Genomic DNA, 3,043 nt, shown 5'->3' with positions numbered 1-3,043 from the left:
AACCGCTGCGGACGCCGGCGCGGGCGCCGCCTGGGCGATGCAGCACGCCGCCGCCAGCGGCAGCATGATGGAAATCAACAGTCCAGGCTTCATTTATTGAGTTTTCGGATACGTTCGGACGGCGTGATGATGTCGGTCAGGCGGATGCCGAACTTGTCGTTCACCACCACCACTTCGCCCTGGGCGATCAGGCAGCCGTTGACCAGCACGTCCATCGGCTCGCCGGCCAGGCCATCGAGCTCGACCACGGAACCCTGCGCCAGCTGCAGCAGGTTCTTGATGGCGATCTTGGTGCGGCCCAGTTCGACGGTCAGCTGCACGGGGATGTCGAGGATGAAATCGATATCGTTGTGCGTTTCCGACTTCGACGCCTGCTTGGAAAAGTCCTTGAACACGGCGGCGCTGGCGGCGCTGGCCGTATTGGCGGCCTGGTTCTGCAGCGCTTCGGCTTCCGCCTTGGCCTGCTCGGCAATGGCCGCGCCCCAATCGTCTTCCGCGCTTTGGTCGTCTTGGTTGTCAGACATGTGTTTCTCCTGTTGTACAGATGCGGGCCGCAGCGCGGCCCGGGTGCATTATTTAATGATTGTTCATGTTGTCGGCATTGGCGAGGAGTTTCTCCACCTTCAATGCATATTGTCCGTTCAACACGCCGTAAGTGCAATCCATCACGGGCACGCCGTCGACGGTGGCGGCGATCAGTTCCGGGATGTTCAGCGGGATGATGTCGCCCACCTTCATGTTCAGAATCTCGTCGAACGACACGCGCGCCGTGCCCAGCGACGCCACCAGCTCGACTTCGGCGATCTGGATCTGCTGCGTCATCAGGCGGATCCAGCGCTTGTCCACTTCCAGCGCCTCGCCCTGCAGGCTCGAGGTCAGCGAATCGCGGATCGGCTCGATCATCGAATACGGCATGCAGAAGTGGATTTGTCCGGAAACGGAGCCAAGTTCCACCGTAAACGTGGACGCCACGACGACCTCGTTCGGCGTGGCGATGTTGGCGAACTGCGTATTCATTTCCGAACGGATATATTCAAACTCGACGGGGAAGACCGGCTCCCACGACTTGGTATAGGCTTCGAAGACGATGTCGAGGATGCGCAGGATGATGCGCTGCTCCGTCTGCGTAAAGTCGCGGCCCTCGACGCGCGTGTGGAAACGCCCGTCGCCGCCGAACAGGTTGTCCACCAGCAGGAACACGAGGCCCGGATCGAAGACCATCAGGGCCGTGCCGCGCAGCGGCTTCATGTGCACCAGGTTCAGATTGGTGGGCACCACCAGGTTGCGGATGAATTCGCTGTATTTCGACACGCGCACGGAACCGACGGACACTTCCGCGCTGCGGCGCAGGAAGTTGAACAGGCCCACGCGCAGCAGGCGGGCGAAACGCTCGTTGATAATTTCCAACGTTGGCATCCGGCCGCGCACGATGCGCTCCTGGGTCGCCAGGTTGTAGGTGCGAACTCCCGTGACGTCTTCCGGCGCCTGCGCGTCGTCCTGGTCTCCGTTGACGCCCTTCAGAAGGGCGTCGACTTCTTCCTGGGAGAGGAAATTATCGGCCATGGCTGCTTATTGAATGATGAATGCGGTAAATAATACGTCCGTCACGTCCTGCTCCGGCCCCTTGTCCTCGAACGGCTGGTTCACCTGGCCGATGATTTCGGCCGCCAGTTGCTGCTTGCCTTCCACGGTATTGAGTTCCGACGCCTTTTTGCCCGACAGCAGCAACAGCAGGCGGCTGCGCACCTTCGGCATGTTGACCTTGATCAAGTCCATTTCTTCCGGGCTGCTGGCCTGCAGGGTGAAGGCGATCTGCAGGTACTGTTCGCCGTTTTCCGGCTGCAGGTTGACGGTGAAGGCGTCGATGGGCACGAAGACGGGCGGTCCGGCCTTGGAGGCGGCATGTTTCTTCTTGCTGGGCGCGCTTTCTTCCTTGTCGGCCTTGCCGTGCAGGAAATACCAGGCGGCCCCGCCGCCGATGCCGCCCGCGACCAGAACCGCGGCCAGGACGATGATCAGAAGCTTCTTTTTCGACGCGCCGGCCGGCGCCACGCCTGCATCTGCTTTCGGATCTGCTTTCATTTTTGGATTTGCTTTCAATGGTACTCGAGTGCATGGAAGTGGATCACGACGCCATTATGTCATTATCGGCAAATTCTGCGCAGAAGGATGCAATGAAAAGAGGGCGGAAGCGCCCTCAACTCACTGTTTTTATACGAAAAGTTACGCTGTGGGGCACGCCTGTGGCCCGCGGGCGACGAATTGTCCTCAGGCAAAGGTATCCACGGCACTCAGGCTGGGCCGGCTGCGCCCGGCCGCCGCTGGCGCGATGGCGATCTCGCCACCCGACGCGCCGCCGCCCTGGCCATTGCCGCGGCGTTCGCCCGGGGCCGCACGTTCGCCATGATTTTGCTGTTCCGGCGTGCCGGCCGAGACCGTGGCGCTGCCGAAGGCGATGCCCGCTTCGCTCATCATCTCGCGCAGGCGCGGCATGGCCGCTTCCAGCGCCTGGCGCACTTCCGGCTGGGCCGACATGAAGGCCGCGTCGGCCTGGTCGTTGGTGACCGTCAGGACCACCTGCAAGGGCCCCAGGTCGGGCGGATTCAGGGTCAGGGTGGCGCTCTGGTCGCCGCCGGCCGCCATCCACACGACTTTCTGCCCCAGTTGCTGGTCCCAGGCCGGCGTGCCGACCCGGCCCGCCAGCTTGTCGGCCGGCACGGCCGCAGCGGCCGCCGCCTGCTGCAGGGCGCCCGGCTGCAACTGGGCCGCCAGGCGGCTCAGGTCGGCCGGGGTTTCCTTGATGACGGGTTCGGCGATGGCGGCGCCCGCCTTGACCGTGGCCGCCAGCTGGGCGTCGATGGCCAGCTTGCCTTGCTCGGCCTTGCCGGTTGGCACGCTGGCGCCGGGCTGGCTGCCGGCGGCCGCCTTGCCCTGGGCCTGGCCCAGGCTGTCGGCAAAGTCGCCGCTGTCCGCTTGCGTGGCGATGGCGGCGGCAGCCTTGCCGCTGCCCTGGCCCGCCGCCAGCAATGGTCCTGCCGCCAGG

4 protein-coding genes are annotated in these 3,043 nt (G+C 63.9%); all 4 read right to left on the bottom strand.

The window, feature by feature from the left end; all coding sequences use genetic code 11:
- Positions 1-89 precede the first annotated feature (89 nt).
- Positions 90-524 (bottom strand): flagellar motor switch protein FliN, encoded by a 435-nt coding sequence (gene fliN, locus CBW50_RS28200; protein WP_034754038.1) that lies wholly within the window; start codon positions 522-524, stop codon positions 90-92.
- A gap of 52 nt (positions 525-576) precedes the next feature.
- Complete coding sequence (gene fliM / locus CBW50_RS28195; RefSeq protein ID WP_034754035.1) at positions 577-1,563, bottom strand: flagellar motor switch protein FliM; 987 nt, start codon at positions 1,561-1,563, stop codon at positions 577-579.
- Positions 1,564-1,569: 6 nt separating this feature from the next.
- Positions 1,570-2,082 (bottom strand): flagellar basal body-associated protein FliL, encoded by a 513-nt coding sequence (gene fliL, locus CBW50_RS28190; RefSeq protein ID WP_086148547.1) that lies wholly within the window; start codon positions 2,080-2,082, stop codon positions 1,570-1,572.
- Between the two features lie 186 nt (positions 2,083-2,268).
- Positions 2,269-3,043, bottom strand: a 775-nt coding sequence (locus CBW50_RS29210; protein ID WP_172404928.1) for a flagellar hook-length control protein FliK, incomplete at its 5' end; no start/stop codon positions are given.

It is taken from the genome of Janthinobacterium sp. GW458P, from assembly GCF_002127585.1.
Classification (GTDB): Bacteria; Pseudomonadota; Gammaproteobacteria; order Burkholderiales; family Burkholderiaceae_D; genus Janthinobacterium.
The sequence above is the reverse complement of the archived record's forward strand: the minus strand, read 5'-3'. Positions and strand labels throughout refer to the sequence as shown.

What these genes read in the sequence shown, in the direction of transcription:
- fliN (WP_034754038.1), bottom strand. Translation starts at nt 524, where the DNA reads ATGTCTGACAACCAAGACGACCAAAGCGCGGAAGACGATTGGGGCGCG.
- fliM (WP_034754035.1), bottom strand. Translation starts at nt 1,563, where the DNA reads ATGGCCGATAATTTCCTCTCCCAGGAAGAAGTCGACGCCCTTCTGAAG.
- fliL (WP_086148547.1), bottom strand. Translation starts at nt 2,082, where the DNA reads ATGAAAGCAGATCCGAAAGCAGATGCAGGCGTGGCGCCGGCCGGCGCG.